The organism is Paenibacillus sp. JMULE4 (genome assembly GCF_013337105.1).
In the GTDB taxonomy this organism is placed as follows: domain Bacteria; phylum Bacillota; class Bacilli; order Paenibacillales; family NBRC-103111; genus Paenibacillus_G; species Paenibacillus_G naphthalenovorans.
Genome location: NZ_SGWF01000013.1, coordinates 251,762 through 269,194 on the forward strand (window position 1 = coordinate 251,762; position 17,433 = coordinate 269,194).

General features: G+C 51.6%; 17 protein-coding genes. 7 read left to right on the top strand and 10 right to left on the bottom strand.

All coding sequences use genetic code 11. From position 1 onward, the window contains the following. Positions 1 to 27: 27 nt before the first annotated feature. From EXW96_RS12785 to EXW96_RS12810, 6 genes are all read right to left on the bottom strand, one after another. Entirely contained in the window at positions 28 to 378 is a 351-nt protein-coding gene (locus EXW96_RS12785) for a Rieske (2Fe-2S) protein (RefSeq protein WP_054818094.1), read from the bottom strand. Continuing rightward, the gene (locus EXW96_RS12790; RefSeq protein WP_062407719.1) at positions 375 to 1,496 is read right to left on the bottom strand and encodes an amidohydrolase family protein; all 1,122 of its coding nucleotides are present in this window, start codon (positions 1,494 to 1,496) and stop codon (positions 375 to 377) included. The genes EXW96_RS12785 and EXW96_RS12790 overlap by 4 nt, the downstream gene beginning before the upstream one ends. Before the next feature lie 61 nt (positions 1,497 to 1,557). Further along, positions 1,558 to 3,000 (bottom strand): aldehyde dehydrogenase family protein, encoded by a 1,443-nt coding sequence (locus EXW96_RS12795; protein ID WP_062407717.1) that lies wholly within the window; start codon positions 2,998 to 3,000, stop codon positions 1,558 to 1,560. A 25-nt stretch (positions 3,001 to 3,025) separates the two neighbouring features. Beyond that, positions 3,026 to 4,198 carry an iron-containing alcohol dehydrogenase gene (locus EXW96_RS12800; protein ID WP_074729679.1) on the bottom strand — a complete coding sequence of 391 codons (1,173 nt, stop codon included), beginning with the start codon at positions 4,196 to 4,198 and terminating at the stop codon, positions 3,026 to 3,028. Positions 4,199 to 4,264: 66 nt separating this feature from the next. Further along, on the bottom strand, positions 4,265 to 5,569 hold the full coding sequence (locus EXW96_RS12805) for an MFS transporter (protein WP_171005930.1): 1,305 nt from the start codon (positions 5,567 to 5,569) through the stop codon (positions 4,265 to 4,267). 249 nt (positions 5,570 to 5,818) lie between these two features. Next, positions 5,819 to 6,601 (bottom strand): IclR family transcriptional regulator, encoded by a 783-nt coding sequence (locus EXW96_RS12810; RefSeq protein WP_054818089.1) that lies wholly within the window; start codon positions 6,599 to 6,601, stop codon positions 5,819 to 5,821. 508 nt (positions 6,602 to 7,109) lie between these two features. On the opposite strand from EXW96_RS12810, the gene EXW96_RS12815 reads away from it, so the two are divergent. From EXW96_RS12815 to mtnB, 7 genes are all read left to right on the top strand, one after another. Beyond that, a complete protein-coding gene (locus EXW96_RS12815) occupies positions 7,110 to 8,315 on the top strand; it encodes a pyridoxal phosphate-dependent aminotransferase (RefSeq protein ID WP_074729678.1) in 1,206 nt (401 codons plus the stop codon). A 339-nt stretch (positions 8,316 to 8,654) separates the two neighbouring features. Beyond that, on the top strand, positions 8,655 to 9,767 hold the full coding sequence (gene proB, locus EXW96_RS12820; RefSeq protein WP_074729677.1) for a glutamate 5-kinase: 1,113 nt from the start codon (positions 8,655 to 8,657) through the stop codon (positions 9,765 to 9,767). A gap of 55 nt (positions 9,768 to 9,822) precedes the next feature. After that, positions 9,823 to 11,088, top strand: coding sequence for a glutamate-5-semialdehyde dehydrogenase (locus tag EXW96_RS12825; RefSeq protein ID WP_171005936.1), 1,266 nt, complete (start codon positions 9,823 to 9,825; stop codon positions 11,086 to 11,088). Between the two features lie 50 nt (positions 11,089 to 11,138). Then, positions 11,139 to 12,008: a pyrroline-5-carboxylate reductase gene (gene proC, locus EXW96_RS12830; RefSeq protein WP_174350684.1), complete on the top strand. Its 870-nt coding sequence runs from the start codon at positions 11,139 to 11,141 to the stop codon at positions 12,006 to 12,008. A 15-nt stretch (positions 12,009 to 12,023) separates the two neighbouring features. Further along, entirely contained in the window at positions 12,024 to 13,301 is a 1,278-nt protein-coding gene (locus EXW96_RS12835; RefSeq protein WP_174350685.1) for a 2,3-diketo-5-methylthiopentyl-1-phosphate enolase, read from the top strand. Continuing rightward, a complete protein-coding gene (locus EXW96_RS12840; RefSeq protein WP_174350686.1) occupies positions 13,298 to 13,960 on the top strand; it encodes a 2-hydroxy-3-keto-5-methylthiopentenyl-1-phosphate phosphatase in 663 nt (220 codons plus the stop codon). The genes EXW96_RS12835 and EXW96_RS12840 overlap by 4 nt, the downstream gene beginning before the upstream one ends. Continuing rightward, a complete protein-coding gene (gene mtnB / locus EXW96_RS12845) occupies positions 13,957 to 14,601 on the top strand; it encodes a methylthioribulose 1-phosphate dehydratase (RefSeq protein WP_062407704.1) in 645 nt (214 codons plus the stop codon). Before EXW96_RS12840 ends, mtnB begins: the two co-directional genes overlap by 4 nt. Before the next feature lie 368 nt (positions 14,602 to 14,969). Here the strand turns inward: mtnB and EXW96_RS12850 are convergent, their stop codons facing one another. From EXW96_RS12850 to EXW96_RS12865, 4 genes are all read right to left on the bottom strand, one after another. Further along, positions 14,970 to 15,476 carry a hypothetical protein gene (locus tag EXW96_RS12850; RefSeq protein WP_054820364.1) on the bottom strand — a complete coding sequence of 169 codons (507 nt, stop codon included), beginning with the start codon at positions 15,474 to 15,476 and terminating at the stop codon, positions 14,970 to 14,972. A gap of 46 nt (positions 15,477 to 15,522) precedes the next feature. Further along, complete coding sequence (locus tag EXW96_RS12855) at positions 15,523 to 16,392, bottom strand: transposase (RefSeq protein WP_254611176.1); 870 nt, start codon at positions 16,390 to 16,392, stop codon at positions 15,523 to 15,525. 275 nt (positions 16,393 to 16,667) lie between these two features. Continuing rightward, the gene (locus tag EXW96_RS12860) at positions 16,668 to 17,177 is read right to left on the bottom strand and encodes a hypothetical protein (protein ID WP_174350687.1); all 510 of its coding nucleotides are present in this window, start codon (positions 17,175 to 17,177) and stop codon (positions 16,668 to 16,670) included. Positions 17,178 to 17,208: 31 nt separating this feature from the next. Beyond that, on the bottom strand, positions 17,209 to 17,433 hold a 225-nt coding region (locus tag EXW96_RS12865; RefSeq protein WP_174350688.1), incomplete at its 5' end, for a fumarylacetoacetate hydrolase family protein.

Sequence of the window (17,433 nt, forward strand, 5' to 3'; positions counted from 1 at the left end):
TCCGGCCCAGGTTATTTGTCCGGAAATTTAAACGTGCACCACAATTCTGTCCTCTTCAACGGAAACATCGTATACCTTTACCCTGTACCTGTCCGGATCGACGAGCGACGCTCCTGTCTTTACATTGAATTCCCATCCATGCCAAGGACAAACCAGAATTTCTCCTTCCATACCGTAAATGTATTCATGCGGTTTGGAAGTCAACGTGGTTCCCGAAAAATGGCCTTTGCACAGCTCCGCCTGTTCATGCGGGCACACATTGCGAATGGCATGATAACGCTCGCCATCGTAATAAATCCCGATGCTTCGCCCTTCAATGCTGATGATCTTGCATGTTCCGACTGCGATCTCTCCGACTTCCGCTGCAACGTGCTTCATCCTGTCAGGCCACCTTCTTCCTCTACGGAATAGCTGTCCGTCAGCCCATACAGTTCGGCAGCGTTCTCAAAGGCTATACGGCGGCGCAGCTCCTCCGGCAGTTTTTGGAGGACGAAGGTTGGAGTGTCATTGTCCCAATGAGGGTAATCGGTTGCAAACATGACGGTTTTCTCCGCCCGCATCATGCTGAGCATTTGGATGAGCTCCTGATTGCTCGGCTCCTCGATAGGCTGTGTTGTAAAGCGGCAATGTTCAATGATATATTCGCTTGGTTTCTTTTTCAGCCACGGAACTTCGCTGCGCATGGCCCTGAAATTTTTGTCCATTCTCCACATCAGATGCGGCACCCATGCCAAGCCTCCCTCAATGAAGGCGATTTTCAGGGTTGGGAAGGTTTCAAATACACCCTCGCAAACAATACTGTTGATCTGCGACATATGATGGATCGCCAAAATATTATGGCGTTCAAAATTCGTTGTCGGATAACCCGCTGCCGAAATGGGAGGATTGATCCCGTCTCCTTCGCCGCCGCCGTGGAACGCAACGACCAGATTGTTGCGCACAGCCGCTTCATATATTGGATAATAACGGCGCTGCCCGTAAGGTTCTCTTGACGAGACGGCCATAATCACTTGAACGACTTTCGGATGCGAACCGAGACGGTCGATTTCCTTTGCCGCCAGGAGCGGATCCTGGGTAGCTACAAGGATCGAGGCCAGCCAACGATCGTCCGTCGGAATCCATGTGTCGAGCGTATAGTCATTGAATGCCGAGGCCACAGCCGCCGCGTAATCCGGGTTATTGTGAGCGGAGATCGTAAGCAGGCTGCCCGTAAGAATCGCTTTGCTGATATTGTAGCGGTCAAGCGCATCGGATATGGCATATTCCGGGTCTGAACCGGCAGGCAATCCGTTGCCCGGCGACGCATCCCTGCGGGACAATGGAATGGGTTTAAAAATTGTTATGGGCAGCGAAGCCTCGGGAGCGCTCAACCGGGGCCACCATACCCTGGGAAGATAAGGCTTTAAGTCGTCATAACTTTTTAAGGTTTGGTGAAAATCGCAATCAATAATCCCATGCTTTAACGACTTTTTTGATTTTGCATTGGCGGTAATCATGCGGTTCATCCTTCCTTATTCATTAAGTTTTAATAAACAATGAAATGATTTCGGGGACGTATTACAACCGGTCCTTATAAACGGTCTTCACCTGCGTATAGAATTCAATCGCCGTCTTGCCCTGTTCCCGCGAACCTGTGCTTGAATTCTTGCAGCCGCCGAACGGAACCTGCGGCTCCGCGCCCGCCGTTTCCGAATTGACATGCACAATCCCCGCTTCGATGTCTTCGACAAATCGCTCCGCCAGCGTCAGGTTGTTGGTGCAGATCGCCGCACTCAAGCCAAATTCCGTATCGTTGGCGAGCTCGATCGCTTCATCGTAATTTTTCGCCTTAAACAGCGCGATCACTGGACCGAATATTTCTTCGCGCGCAATTCGCGCATCTCTCGATACATTTTCGAATACGGTCGGCAGCACATAAAATCCGTTTGCAAGCGACGGGTCCGTTGGCCGTTCGCCTCCGCAGAGCAATGTCGCTTCCGCCTTCCCCGCTTCGATCAGCTCCAATACGCCGTCAAGCTGCGATTGGGATACGGCAGGGCCGATGAAGGTGTCCGCATCCAACGGATTGCCCACTTTCAACTGCTTCGTACGTTCGACCAGCCGGTCGCGGAAGACTTCATATATGCCTTCCTCCACAATAACGCGGCTTGTTGCCGTACATTTTTGTCCGGTGGATCTAAATGCCCCGCTAATCGCGATGTCCACCGCTTTCTCCAAGTCGGCATCGGCCAGCACCACAAGCGGATTTTTGCCCCCCATCTCTAATTGGACCTTCTTGCCCGAAGCTACGGCTTGATTCTGAATCTGATGGCCGACCTGGTTGGAGCCTGTAAACGAAATCGCTTTGATATGCGGATTCTCAACCAAAGCCGTACCAATGACGGATCCTCTGCCAAATACGCAATTGACGACGCCTGCGGGCAGTCCCGCTTCATCAAGTGCACTGATGATATGGTAAACGCATTTCGGAGTAATGTCCGCCGGTTTAATCACCACGGTATTCCCGTAAATGAGGGCCGGCGCCATCTTCCACATCGGAATCGCAATCGGAAAATTCCAAGGGGTTATCAATCCGACAGGGCCTACCGGAACACGTGTCGTATACAAGAAGGTTTCCGCATTGACGGAAGGGATCACTTCACCGATCGGCTGCCGGGCTTCCGCCGCATAATATTCCAGAATACTGATCGCACGCCGTGTCTCGCCAATGCCCTCTGCCAATGTTTTTCCTTCTTCCAGCGAGAGGTCACGGCCTACTTCCTCGACTTTTTCGTTCAAAATGGCTGCTGCTTTGATCAAATAGGATGCCCGCTGTTGAAATGAAAGCTTCTTCCATGAAGAAAATGCCTTCTTTGCCGCGGCCGCCGCCTCCTGCACATCTTCCGCCGAACTTGACGGGAATTCTCCCAAAACCTCCTGATTATGCGGACTCAAGTTCAATTTGTAATCTCCTGAAACCGGTTCTTTCCATTGCCCGTTAATGTAGTTTAAATAACGCATAGTTTCTCCTCCTCTAAATTATCTCTCACTCGATAAATCCCAGCGGGCTGTCCCCGGAAAACGATTTTTTATAGATTTGCTCTACATCGCTTATGCTTACCCTTCTTGGATTGATAGCGACATTTCCGCTTTTGAAGGTGTCCTCGATCATGCCGGGGATCAGTTCTTCATTCACTCCAAGTGCTTTAAACGATTTGGGAATGCCAAGCTGATGGTTTAATTTGATAACCTCCTTTACTCCCTCCACGGCGGCCGCCATTTCATTTTCCTGCGGCGAGATCCCCAAGGCGTTGGCCGCCAGCGCATACGCATGCGGATTACCGACCAAATTAAAGGACATCACATAGGGCAATAAAACGGCATTGGCTACACCATGCGGAATCCCCGCAAAACCGCTGACAGGGTGCGACATGGCGTGAACCAGGCCTAAACGCGATACGGTAAAGGCGATGCCTGCCAATGTGCTGGCATACAGCATCCGGCCAAGATCGGTAATGTTTCCGTTGGCCGCCGCAGGCCTCAAGGATTTGCCGATCAGACGGATCGCCTCCAAAGCGCAGGAATCCCCATACCAATTTTGAATGTTATTCGTTAAAGCTTCGATGGCATGAGTCAATGCATCCATACCGGTAGAAGCAACCAGATGAGGAGGAAGACTAAGCAGCAAATTCGGATCTAATATAGCCACTTTCGGGATGATGTAGGATGATATAATGGGCTTCTTGAAATGATTCTCATCTGTGACTACCGTTACATTCGTTACTTCCGACCCCGTCCCGCATGTTGTCGGTACAGTAATCAACGGCGGAAGCTGATTTTTAATCTGGTCTATTCCCGTATAGCTCATGATGGGTTCCGAATTGGTAACCAGGACTCCGGCCGCTTTGGCGGTATCAATGGAGCTTCCGCCACCCACAGCCAAAATGCCGTCGCATTGTTCAGAAAAATAAAATTCCTTTGCCTGCTCCACACACGCTATATTGGGATCGGGCAGTACCCTGTCATATATCGCAAACTGTATATGGCTGTCGGCCAAGCTTTGAGTCATGTTCTCCAGCAAACCGGACTGAATGACTCCTTTATCCGTAACAATCATGACTCGTTTGCACTTTAGTGAATCGAATTCACTACCTATACGCGTACTGCTGCCTATTCCAAATTCAATTCTGACCGGTAAAAAAACGGAAGACAAGATCATCCACTCCTTTTTGATTTCAATCCGATTATTTTTTTATATATTTAGGTAAATCGAATCCGGTGGTGCTTATAAGTCCAAATTTTTCCCTTCGCGTATGGCAAAAAGCGAAATAAGAGAAATGATGCAGGCGGCGACAATGTATAAAGCTACCGGTACCCAGGAATCATTGAAAGCATTAAGCAGTGCAAGCGCAACCATCGGCGTTGTACCTCCGAACACTGCGGCACCCAACTGATTCCCGACAGAAATGCCCGTATAACGTATATTCGTGCTGAAAATCTCGGAGAACATCGTTCCCATCACAGCCTCCAGCGGGGCCCATATAATGCCGATCGCGATAATCGTCGCTACGGTCAACCATATGGCAGACTGCAGCGATAGCAAATAAAAATACGGGAAGGCAAACAGCAGCATCGCGATGGTTCCGCCAATGTAAAGCGGCTTTCTGCCGACTTTATCCGAAAGTTTCCCCATCAAAGGGATCATGAATATGGTTACCAGATTGGCAATGGCTACGGCATTAAGAACAGTAGACGTTTGATACCCCAGATACCCCGTAGCGTAAGCGATTACAAAAGTAGCAAAAATATAATAGGGCGAGGTTTCAACAAATTTGGCGCCGGCAGTAATGAACACGGATTTCCAGTGATACCGGAACGTATCCACCAGCGGCATCTTGGCGATATCGCCGCTCTCTTTTGCTTCCTGGAAAACCGGCGTCTCTTCGATGCCTTTACGAATCCAAAGACCTACAATAATCAATACAGCGCTAAGGATAAAAGGCAGCCTCCAGCCCCATGAGAGAAATTGTTCCTCCGGCAGATTGCTTAACAGCGAGATGGCAACAGTTCCCAGAAGCATTCCGACGGGTACGCCCAGCTGCGGGATACTCCCGAAGAACCCTCGGTTCTTTTTGGATGAATATTCTACGGCCAACAGTACGGAACCGCCCCACTCCCCGCCGATCCCAAGGCCCTGGCACAATCTCAAAAAGACGAGCAGGATAGGAGCCCAAATCCCGATAGCATTATAATCCGGCAATAAACCGATCAGTACGGTTGCTCCGCCCATCAGCATTAAAGTTAACATCAGCGTCTTTTTTCTACCGATTTTATCGCCGATATGACTAAATACAATACCTCCTAAGGGACGAATGAAAAACGAGAGCCCGAACGACATATAGGCCAGCAGTAAGCCTACTATGGGATCATCGCTGGGAAAATACAGTTTATTAAATACCAATGCAGCCATGGAACCGTAAAGAAAAAAATCAAACCACTCGATGGAGCTTCCAACCATACTTGCCAACAATGCTCTGTTTGCTTTTTTCTTATTTATCTCCGGTGGAGCTGCAATTTGAACTTGAGCCATTGTATCCCCCGCTTTAGCAAGTGATTTTTTCTATCAAAGTTCTATCCGCCTTTATAATATAACGCTTTCAATAACTCGAAAAACAGGCATGCTGCACCGCTGAACACACGTTAAAAAAACATGCTGCCATTCAATTTTTTCCGTTGGTGTGATAAACTTAATGATGGAGGTGCATCTTTTCAAATGGGAGTTTGGTCGCTTGCCATTTATTATGAAAAGATCCCTCTTTTTTTGTCCAAAGCGCCGTCGTCAGCTTGTCACTTCCATTGGAGCGTATCCCAATTTGGCTGATACCTTGGAAGTCGTTTCAAGCAAATGCTTTACCAATTCTTTTTCTTTGGACATGATTCGAATGGTTGGCGCACAGATGCTGATCGCCGCCGCTATCGAGCCATTTCTGGAAAACACCGGGGCGGATAGGCACGAAATCCCGTTTTCGAAAGTTTCATACGAAAGATAGTAGCCCAGCTTCCGGATTTGCGCCAGCTCCAGCCGGAAAATATTGGGGTCCACCGTGGTGTGCGAAGTATACGGCTCCAGTTTGGTCGTCGATAAATAATGCTCCACCTTTGCTTCATCGCTGAAAGCCAGCAAGACTTTTCCGAGTGCCGTGGAATACGGCGGCGACGTTAATGACAAGTGAAACTGCAACCGTAAGGATGAATCATTCGAAACGACCCGATCCAGCAGCACGACAACATTGGCATCCAGTACACCTAAGTGAACGAGTTCATTCGTAACTTTAGCCAATTCTACCAATGAAGGATGGGTCACCTTGCGAATATCCAACCGCTTTTCGAAGGCATATCCCAATTCAAGGCAGGCCAAGCCCAGCTGGTAATTTCCTGTACTGGAATCCTGGGTAATAAATTGCTTCTCCTTTAAGCCATCCAATATTTTTAACAAGTAGCTTTTTCGGATTTTTAAAAGCTCCGACATTTCAACCAAAGAAAGCTCGCTTTTATCTTTAAAAGCCAGCAGGATGTCTAAAGCATGAGCTACGTTGCCGTAGGAGCTTTTTGCAGTCTCCATTTGATTTCACCTCCTCTTTTTGGTAAATTCCGTTCACTAAACTGATTTTATTATCAAAAGGAAAAAAAATCAATACTTTTTAATCGATACCATAGTATGTTTTTCCGCGAACCATGATTCCGTCCGCCATGAATTCAGCACATATATATCCGGCACAGGCTCCGCAGCAAAGTCAGTCCGTTGTTTTGACCTTACTTTAATTAGTGAATGATATTTACTAAAAAAGACGATTCCCCTCTCTTCTCCGATCATGTTTCCTGCTGTTCGCCGCATTCCTGCCAACGTTTCGTGTATCCTGAACGGGAAGATCGCAGAAACATGCCGTCAGCCGACCGGTTATATCATTTTTTATTTCATTTTTCGTCCTTTTCCTTCATGGTTTTGCAAACCTTCTGTACCTGCAGGTTTTTTCATGTTACATTAGTTTTATCCGCCTTTCATCTATATGAAGCGCAGGATCATTTTGCGTTTGCGAACCATTTTTGAACCCATTGGAGTGACCTTTCGAATGAATAATGCAGCCCAAAGCGCCGTCAGCGCTTTTCCGATTCAACCTGCGCAGCGTCTTGTTGACCTGCCCACACAGTTTTTCGCCAAGCTCGTGCGCAAAGCGAACGAACAAACCGCTGCGGGCCATGACGTTATTAATTTGGGACAGGGTAATCCTGACCGTCCAACCCCTCCTCATATTGTGAAAGCATTGCAGGAAGCTGCGGAAAATCCGCTGTACCACCGCTATCCCCCCTTTAACGGCTATTTGTTTTTAAAAGAAGCCGTAGCCAAGCGGTACAGGGAGGATTACGGCGTCGAGCTCGACCCGGAAAAGGAAGTGGCGATTTTGTTCGGCGGCAAAACCGGGCTTGTCGAGATCGCGCAGTGCCTGCTGAACCCCGGAGACGTATGTCTTGTTCCCGATCCCGGATATCCCGATTACTGGTCCGGCGTCGCGCTGTCCGGAGCCCGTATGGCCTTCATGCCGCTGCGTGAAGCGAACGCTTTTCTTCCGGACTACAGTGCGCTGTCTTCCGATGAGATCAACAAAGCGAAACTGATGTTTATCAACTACCCGAATAATCCGACGGGCGTAACCGCTCCCGCTTCCTTTTATAAGGAAACCGTCGATTTCGCCGCCAGGAACGGCATTGTAGTGGCCAGCGACTTTGCATACGGCGCCATCGGCTTCGACGGACAGCAGCCGATCAGCTTCCTGCAGACTCCGGGGGCCAAAGAAGTAGGCATCGAATTCTACACGCTCTCCAAAACGTACAACATGGCCGGCTGGCGCGTCGGCTTCTGTCTGGGCAATGCCGAGGTCGTCCGGATGATCAATTTGATTCAGGACCATTATTACTGCAGTCTGTTCGGCGGCATCCAGGAAGCGGCGTCCGTGGCGCTGACCGGCCCTCAGGATTGCGTAAAGGAGCTTGTCTCGGTCTACCAGAGCCGCAGAGACGCCCTGTTCGAAGCGCTCGACAGCATCGGCTGGAAAGCGAACCGTTCGCAAGGATCTTTCTTTACGTGGCTGCCCGTTCCCAAAGGGTATTCTTCCGAATCGCTGGCCGACATGCTGCTGGACAAAGCGAAGATCGTCGTCGCACCGGGCGTCGGCTTTGGAAAACACGGGGAAGGCTATGTCCGTCTTGGCCTGCTCAGCACGGAGGCCAGACTCAAGGAAGCGATAGCACGCATCCAAGCGCTCGGTTTGTTCGGATAATCCGGCCGGCGGCCGGGCGGCCGCGCTTCCCGCCTTTACAAACCTTACCACGCATGTTATTCTTAAATGAAAAGCAAACGTTATGACGGGACTAGTAGGAAGCCCCCTGCACGTCCAGAGAGTAAATTCCGATGGCTGCGAGAATTTACCGTGGAGCCTTCCGAACCCGCCCCTGAACGGCCAACGAAGAGTTGGACGGCACTCCCTGCCGTTACCGGGGACGGAGACGGATGATTTTTTCATCAAGTAAGGTGGTACCGCGGAAGTAGAGGCTTTCGTCCTTAGCAGGACGGGGCCTTTTTGTATTGATAAGACAAAGTAAGGAAAAGAGTGATCCAGATGCAGCAAACGATTGTAGTCAAAATCGGCAGCAGCTCGCTCACCTCCGATGAAGGCGGTTTGAACCAAGCCAAAATCCGGTTTTTTGCCGCGGAGCTTGCTCAGCTCCGCAGACAAGGGTATGCTGTGCTGCTTGTTACTTCAGGCGCAGTGGCGGCAGGCTTTCGGGAAATGGGCTATACCGTACGTCCCAAGCTGCTGCACGAGAAGCAGGCTTCCGCTTCCGTCGGCCAAGCGCTGCTTATGCAGGCCTACCAAGCGGCTTTCGGGCAGCATGAGATCCGTGTCGGACAAATCCTGCTGACCCGCTCCGATTTTGTAAGCCGTAAACGAATCCACAACGCTCAGATGACGATAGAGGAATTGTTGCGGCACGGCATCCTGCCAATTATCAACGAGAATGATACCGTCTCCGTCGACGAGCTCAAATTCGGCGACAACGATACCCTGTCCGCGCTGGTAGCCAATCTCGTCCGTGCCCGCAGGCTGGTGATCATCACCGATACCGACGGACTGTATACGGCAGACCCGCGCAAGAACGCCGGGGCCAAACGGATCGACCGCGTATCTGAGATTGACGAGGAAGTGTACAGCATCGCCGGCGACTCCGGCTCCATGGTCGGAACCGGCGGCATGCGCTCCAAGGTCGAGGCGGCCCGGATTGCGATGCGCGGCGGCGTACCCGTATTCGTCGGGCGCGTCGCAGACCCGGGCGATATGCTGCTTGCCGTTGAAGGAACGGGTAAGGGCACTTACTTTGATACGAGCGCGCACAATCTCCCGATGAAAAAGCAGTGGCTCGGTTTTCACTCTCAGCCGCACGGCAAGGTTATCGTGGACGAAGGCGCGGAGATTGCCCTGGTAACGCGCGGCAAAAGCCTGCTCCCGGCAGGCGTCAAGGAAGTTATAGGCGACTTTCATCCCGGCGACGTCATTGAAGTGGCCGGACCTACGCTCCGGACGATCGGCCGCGGTGTCGTGAACTATGCCGCATGGCAGCTTCAAGCCGTCCGGGGTCTCAGCACCGAAGAAGTCCAAAAAAGAATTGACGTTTCCCGGATCGAAGTCATTCACCGGGACGAATGGATTACGCTCTCTACAGCGGTCAAATGAACGGTGCCGTTCATTCATCAATCGTATCCTAAAGGAGATGGTCATCGTGACGAACATGGATCAAACTTTAGCTCCCAGCGAAGTGGTCGAGAAGGCCAGGCTTGCAAAGCAAGCCGCGCCGAAGCTGAATCTGTTGACAACGGAGCAAAAAAATAACGCCTTGCTGCGCATGGCGGATGCCCTGGTGCAGGAAGCCGATTCGATCATTGCCGCCAATGCGGAAGATTTGCATCGCGGAAGGGAGAGCGGTATCACCACGTCCCTTCTCGACAGGCTGGCGCTGAACGTCCAGCGCATCGAAGCCATGGCCGAAGGCTTGCGGCAGGTCGTAGCGCTGCCCGACCCGATTGGCGATACGCTGGAGGAGTTCGAACGTCCGAACGGCTTGAAGATCCGCAAGGTGCGGGTGCCGATCGGCGTCATCGGGATGATCTATGAAGCCCGTCCTAACGTTACGGTCGACGCCGCGGGCTTGTGCCTGAAAACCGGTAACGCGGTTGTGCTGCGCGGCGGCTCATCCGCCCTTTACTCTAACAAACGTATAGTGGAGGTTCTTCACGCCGCGCTGGCCCAAACGGATGTCCCTACGGATGCGCTGCAGCTGATCATGGATCCAAGCCGTTCTTCCGTCGACGAAATGCTGAAGCTCAACGGTCTGCTCGATGTGCTGATTCCACGGGGCGGGGCCTCGCTGATTCAAAATGTAGTGAAAAACGCCACTGTACCGGTCATCGAAACCGGAGCCGGCATCTGTCACACCTTCATTGACGAAAGCGCGCAGCCGGATATGGCTCTTCAGATCGCCATCAATGCCAAGGTTCAGCGTCCTTCGGTTTGCAACGCGATGGAGACGCTGCTGGTGCACCGCAAATTCGCCGAGCGTCATCTTGGAATCATTGGAGAACAGTTTACACAGCATCGGGTGGAACTGCGCGGCGACGAGGCCGCACGGAAGCTTGTGCCGTCCATCGCGGCCGCTTCCGATAAAGACTGGGATACCGAATATAATGATTACATCCTCAATGTGAGGGTTGTCGACAGCCTTGACGAAGCGCTGGAGCATATCCGCCGCCACGGCACGATGCACTCGGAGTGTATCGTCACCGAGAATGCCGCCAACGCGGAACGCTTCCTCACGGAAGTGGATGCGGCCGCCGTCTATCATAATGCCTCCACCCGGTTCACCGATGGCTTTGAATTCGGCTTCGGCGCAGAGATCGGCATCAGCACGCAGAAGCTGCATGCCCGTGGTCCAATGGGCTTGCCGGCCTTGACCTCAAGCAAATTCCGCATTGTCGGAAACGGACAAATCCGTGGATAAGAGCATGCCTTTGGCCTCTCTTTTTTCCACGCAGTAAAGGAGTAACCCAGATGACCTCATCCTTGTCTCATATGAAATTCACGTTTATCGGAGCCGGCTCGATGGCCGAAGCGATCATTCGCGGACTGATCACCAAAGGCGGCGTGCACGGGGAAAATATTTTTGTCATCAACCGCTCTAACCGCGCCCGGCTCGAAGAGCTCCGCGAGCGTTACGGCATCCGCAGTTCCGTCAACGAATTGGAAAAAGACGACGCCATCCGAACGGGGCATATCGTCGTTCTGGCCTTTAAACCGAAAGATGCCCTTGAGGGTCTGTCCAAGATCAAGCATCTGGTAAGGCCCGAGCAGCTGCTTGTATCCGTCATCGCCGGCCTGGCGATCGATACCATGCAAACACTGCTCGACGCAGCGGATTACTCTATCGTCAGAACCATGCCGAATACGTCGAGCACCATCGGCCTCGGGGTGACCGGAATGAGTTTTTCCCCGAATGTCACGCCGGCAGGCCGTCAGCTTGCCGTCCAAATGTTTGAATCGGCCGGCATCGTATCCACTGTGGAAGAGCCGCTGCTTGACACAATTACCGGTGTTTCCGGGAGCGGACCGGCTTACATTTATTATATGATGGAAGCCATGATCCAGGGCGGCGTTCAGGGAGGGCTTGAACCTGAAGAAGCGCGGCGGCTTGTCGTTCAAACGGTCCTTGGCGCTGCCAGTATGGTACAGGCCACCGGGGAAGATCCTGCCGATTTGCGCCGGAAGGTCACTTCGCCTAACGGGACGACTCAGGCCGCGCTGGAGACGCTTGATCGTCACGGATTCCCGGAAGCGGTCGCGAAGGCCGTGCTCCGCGCCGCCGAACGCGCCGGTGAGCTGGGTGCGGCGATCAGCGCCTCCGTCACTTCCCAAACCAAGTAAAGTAGGTGTCATGCAATGAATGTGGAAACCCATGGCGCATATTGCGTAGCTACCTATCGCTGCTACGACGAAAAAGCCGATTTTCATAAGAAAGCGGCTGGCATCGCCGTCGGATTAACCGTCGGAAGCTGGACAGACCTGCCGCAAGCGCGCAAGGCCGAAATGGAAAAGCATTTGGGCCGCGTAGTTCGCGTGGAGGTTCATGAGCCTGCGGCCGGAGAGTCCGCATCCGAAAGATACGCCGATATTCAAATCGCTTATCCCGATATCAATTTCAGCCGCGACATCCCTGCCCTGCTCGTCACGGTATTCGGCAAGCTGTCGATGGACGGCCGCATCAAGCTGATCGATCTCTCGTTCTCCGAAGCTTTCTTATCCGCCTTTCCCGGGCCGAGATACGGTATTCAGGGCGTCCGCGACCTGCTCGGTATTCACGACCGGCCGCTGTTAATGAGCATTTTCAAATCGGTCATCGGCCACGATCTTCCGGCCCTGCGCGAGCAGTTCCTGCAGCAGGCCTTAGGCGGCGTCGATTTGATTAAGGACGACGAAATCCTGTTCGAGAACCCGCTAACCCCGATCGAGCGGCGTGTGGCGGCCTGCATGCAGGCCGCGGCGGAAGCACAGAAAGCAACCGGGCAAAAGCTGCTGTATGCCGTCAATCTGACAGGCCCGACCTTCGGTTTGATTGAGCAGGCCCGTAAAGCCATCGATGCCGGGGCGAATGCGCTGCTCTTCAACGTACTGGCTTACGGCTTCGATGCCTTGGCCGAGTTAAGCCGGCATCCGGATATCCGCGTGCCGATTATGGCCCACCCGGCTATGGCAGGAGCGTTCTACCCGTCTCCATATCACGGGATCGCAGCCAGCGTTCTGCTCGGCAAGCTGATGCGGCTGGCAGGAGCGGATCTCGTCTTGTTCCCCTCCCCTTACGGCTCGGTCGTGATGCCGCGGGAAGAGAATATGGCGATCAAAGAAGCGCTGCTGACCACAGACGCATCGGCATATGCCTTGTCCGCAAACGGACAAGCCCCGCTGGCGCAGAGCTTTCCTGTTCCGTCTGCGGGCATTCACCCCGGACTCGTGCCTCTGATCCTCAAGGATTTCGGCGATCAAGTCGTCGTCAATGCCGGAGGCGGAGTCCATGGGCATCCGATGGGCGCCGCGGCGGGAGGCCGCGCCTTCCGTCAAGCCATCGCCGGCTGCCTGGCTGGCAGACCGCTTCGCGAATATGCGGCTGACGGGCACGCGGAGCTGCAAGCGGCGATCGACGCCTGGGGGATCAAGGAATGAGCAAAAATCGGATTATTTTTTGCGATTTCGACGGAACCATCACGGTGAACGACAACATTGTAGCGATCATGAAGCATTTTCAGCCTCCGGGCTGGGACGCGCTCGTGGATCAGGTGATTCACAAAAAGATATCGATTCGCGAAGGCGTCGGGCGCATGTTCGCCCTGCTCCCCACTTCGATGCATCAGGAAGTTGTAGATTATGCCATAGGCAACGTAACGATCCGCGCCGGATTTCGGGAGCTGCTTGAATACTGCAGCCGCGAGGACGTGCATTTTCTGGTGACCAGCGGCGGAATCGACTTTTTTGTCTACCCCGTTCTGTCGCAGTTCCCGATCCCGCAGGAGAACATTTACTGCAACGGCAGCGACTTCAGCGGATCGCATATTCGGATCGAATGGCCGCATGCCTGCGACGAGCATTGCTCAAACGACTGCGGCATGTGCAAGACGACCATCATCCGTCAATATCCTGCCGAGTCATACGAGCGCATTTTGATCGGAGACAGCGTCACCGATTTTGAAGGGGCCAAGCTCGCGGACATCGTCTTTGCCCGCGCGCATTTGGTGCAGCTCTGCAAGGAGCTGAACTTGAATTATTACCCCTTTGAAAATTTTTTCGATGTCATTAAGCAGCTTGAGGAGATGAGAACACGTTGAGTTTCGACGCCATTCGTTTAGAAGAAAAGCAGCAGGCGTTTGCCGAGCTTCGCGAAGTCAAAACGATTTTTGCCGAGCGGGGATGGTTTCCGGGCACAAGCGGCAATTTGTCCATTCGCACGGGTGAGTTCTCCCCGGATCAGTTCGCTTTTGCAATCACCTCCAGCGGAAAAGACAAGTCCGTCCATACCCCCTCCGATTACTTGCTGGTGGACCAGAACGGCAAGCCGATGGAAGCGACCGGGTTGAAGCCGTCTGCGGAGACGCTGATCCACTGTGAAATTTACCGTGCGACCGGGTGCGGCGCCATTTTTCATGTACATACGGTATTCAATAACCTGGTGTCCGAGCTGTACGGAGAGCACGGCAGCGTACCTGTAGACGGCGTAGAACTGATCAAGGCGTTCAACATTTGGGAAGAGGAAGCGCAAATCGAAATTCCGATTCTGCCCAACTACGCCGACATTCCGAGCATTGCCAAGCTTGTAAAAGGAGCGATTGTCCCCCGTATTCCCGGTATCCTGCTGCGTAAGCACGGAATTTATGCCTGGGGAGCGAACGCCTTCGAAGCGAAGCGGCATCTCGAAGCATTCGAATTCCTGTTCGAATATGCTTACCGCCTTGCTCTGCTCAAAAAATAACGGATACCGCAAAAAACTCCAATTAATCAACACTGAAATGCACCCCTTAGAATAGACATTGGAACCCCCCCTTCGGGTTATTCCGATTCTTTCTAGGGGTGTATTTTTATGACGATCAAAGGTCATAAGTTTAAGCTTGATCCGGAATCCAAAATCTCTACAGCGCTAATAAACGCGGGTAAAAAAATGTGCGTTAATTCCAAGTATTTGCATATTTGGATCATGAACGAACCATACTAGGAAAAACAAGAATGAGAACAGTGGTATTTCGCTCTTGGCGGTTTTATCCACTGACCACCAGACTGAATTTTCGACGAGAGGGGATTGTTATGGGTAAAAAAACTACGGCGGCATGAATAACATACATGTTATTTGAGCCATTGGTTTTCTAAATTTTTAAGATAATTTTGTGGATCGCGTTTAAACCGTTTGCGCATAACACTATCGCTCAACCGGTTATTCCATTTTTCTTTCTGTTTCTTGTAGCTTGTGTAGTCGACCATCCTTAAACGGGCGATTAGGTTTTCCTGTTTAAGTCCATCATCAACGAGCACAACCATCTCACCATTCCGTAAGATGTATTCGTTCCAGTTGCGTAGCCCGGTCATCCGACGGTGTCGTGTCTTCGTAGCTCGGAAGAAGCGTTCCAGATCGTTGTTCGTTCTTGGCACATGATAATGATCGTAGCAAGTGAAGAGTCCCTTCCAGAATCCCTTGCTGTAACTAAGGAGATTGTTAACCATTTCCAGATCATTCTCTTCGGTATAGGAAAGCCGAACCCAATCCAACAGCTTTGTCATTTCCCATTCAACTGTCTTGCTTGTCTTATCCATGCTGGGTTCAAGGATTTCTGCAATGTGACGGATTGGCTTCATCCAGCGAGCGACTTTCTCGTATTGTTGCTGAAGGGAATCGACTTTACTAAATATTCTGAAAACGTTTTGAAGTAGGGTGGCCCCCTTTTTTATCCAAGCATTTTTGAAGGGACGCTTGAATGGCTTGGGCCTGTTCATAGATACGCATACCGGGTAAATCTAATGGAGGATTTCCGTCTTCCAAGAGCAATGCACGTACGGCAGCAACGTAACCCTTCGCGATGCTTGCTTCTTGTGAATCCGACTGTTCGATTTTCCGCTCGACTTCACGAATGCCGCGCATGCTTTTCTTGAGCTCGGTCTTTAACTTTCGATCGACATCAACAACCGGTTTCGCGATGTCTTTTAAATAATGGTACTGGCAATATTGATAAGGCACATCGGGCAAAAGCGTCTCCATCGCTAGACGAATGGATTGCTGTCCATCACTAACAATACCGACGATCGGATAGCCTTGCTCGATGATCGGTTGGATGAGCGTTTGTAACTCGGCAGATGAACCACTTTTCATGTTTTTTGCTATTAAGACAGTACCGCTGAATACTTCACGAATTACATAAAGTGTCTCATTGCCTTTCTCTGGCTGGACGCCATCCATAGACAAGATAATACCGCCGTTTTGTTCTGTGACTTCAGCCAGCACTTTCTTCGTATGTTCAGTAAGACTAGCAGCAAGCAATGTTTGATACCGTTCATACAGATTTTGTGCGCTCCGTTCGGATGTCTGAACACCTCTCGCGTTCAATTCATCCGCAATCTCCTTGCGGGTCATATGCCGTTTGAAGCGAAGTTCACCAACTAGGCAAACAACGTCGAAGCCGTAAGGAGAATGCTTCATGCTTATTGCTTCTGCTTCCGCCGATTTGTAGTATACACCTGGCTTCGGGCAATCTGGATTTTCGCAATGGTAGGCCATGCTCCAAACGTGAACGACTTCTTTCAATGTGGCGATTTTCTTATTCCATGCTGTATGTGAACGACGTAATTTCTGTTGGCAGTGAGGACAATTCTTATGTTCAGGTCTAAAGTATATTCTCCGTTGTGGACGCAGACGGTTTTTGGAAAGCAATGCGGGTCAACTCCTTTGGAAATTTTGACCGTAATTACTTCGACAAACCGTTAGGAAGATCCTGTTAGTTATTCATGCCGCCGTAGTTTTTTTAAAAGACGATAAGCGCTTGCACACATCCTTTATCTCCACATGTTCGTACATCGGCCGCACTCCACACAGGCATACAAGTCAAGCAGCTGCCCCTTGGTAAAGTGTTCAATCTTGCCCGCCCCGAATTCCTCTGCGGTTTCATCGGAAAAATCCAGCTTACACGGCCTGCCGGGAGGGCCCGTGCCCGTTAATACGATATCGAAGGGCGCGAACAGCAAATGGGCGTGCTTCGACTGCGGCACATAGAGCAGAAAAGCAAGCAGAATCAGGAGATGCAGCCACCAGCAAACGTAAAACAGCCAATAGGCCGCTTGCCAGCCTGTCCCCGCCGACAAAAGCGACAGCAGCGAGGCAATCGGACTGAACCCCGATGGCGGCTTTCCCAGCCATACCTTGTCGAACGCCAGTGTAAACAAAATGCTTGCCATTAAAAGAAAATAAACCAATACAAAACCGTAGTCTTTGTCCCCCTGCTTCAACCGGGGCAGCTTTTCGCCAAACCGTCTGTACGCCGCATACCCAACCGATAGTATGATCATCTATCGCCTGCATCCTGCACCGCATAACGCATCAGGCCTCCCGGATTACGGGATTTCTCAACGTTTCAAAGCCGTCGATCCGGCATTCCGCCACATCCCCTTCCCGGATCGCGACCGAGCCGGGAGTGCCGGTCATGATGACATCGCCCGGCAGCAGCGTCATCATCTTGGAGAAATAAGATACGATAAACCATGGAGAATAGATCATATTCGCAATGGTATTGCGGTGCAAGACCTGTCCATTAAGCCCGGTTTC